This window comes from Gluconobacter vitians, from assembly GCF_015244565.1.
Classification (GTDB): Bacteria; Pseudomonadota; Alphaproteobacteria; order Acetobacterales; family Acetobacteraceae; genus Gluconobacter; species Gluconobacter vitians.
In genome coordinates this window covers 1-510 of sequence record NZ_JABCQG010000092.1, presented here as the reverse complement: position 1 = coordinate 510, position 510 = coordinate 1, and the positions used below count along the sequence as shown (strand labels likewise).

The following is a 510-nucleotide window of genomic DNA, read 5'->3' as shown; positions in this document are numbered from 1 at the left end:
GGCACGGACGGCAGATGGATGGCCAGCACCCGGCCGAGGCGGTAAGTCCGCGGATCATGCTTCGGAGCACGCTTGCCCAGGCAGCGGCCGACAAATGGTGCACTCATGTGCGAGATCTCCAGAAACAAAAAAAGAGGGGAGCAGCCGAAGCCACTCCCCCTTGCTGATAGTCAGGACCGAAAGGTCAGACCCCCTGATAGATCCTGGCGCGGATCATCTCCGGAGACTGGACCGGTGCGGCATACGGGGATGCCGTGACACCGGCCAGCGCCTCGACCAGCGGGATCATCGCCTCGACCGTCGTCATGTAATTGGCGGCGGAAGGCGAATAGGCCTTTACGATCGGCGTCGCGATCGCCAGCAGGGTTTCGAGATCCGTGCCGAGAGACTTGGCCCATCCCTTGCCGGTCGCCACCGTGATCGAGCCGTTCGAGTTGGCGGCGACCTGGGCCGTGACGCTCTTGATCTGTGCGACCAGGTTGTCGAACTTGGCCTTGTCCGTGGTGGACA

At 62.9% G+C, this 510-nt stretch carries 1 protein-coding gene; it reads right to left on the bottom strand.

Annotation, left to right across the window (positions count from 1 at the left end):
* Window positions 1-184 precede the first annotated feature (184 nt).
* The coding region (locus tag HKD24_RS15205) for a hypothetical protein (RefSeq protein WP_407646386.1) at window positions 185-510 on the bottom strand (326 nt) is incomplete at its 5' end.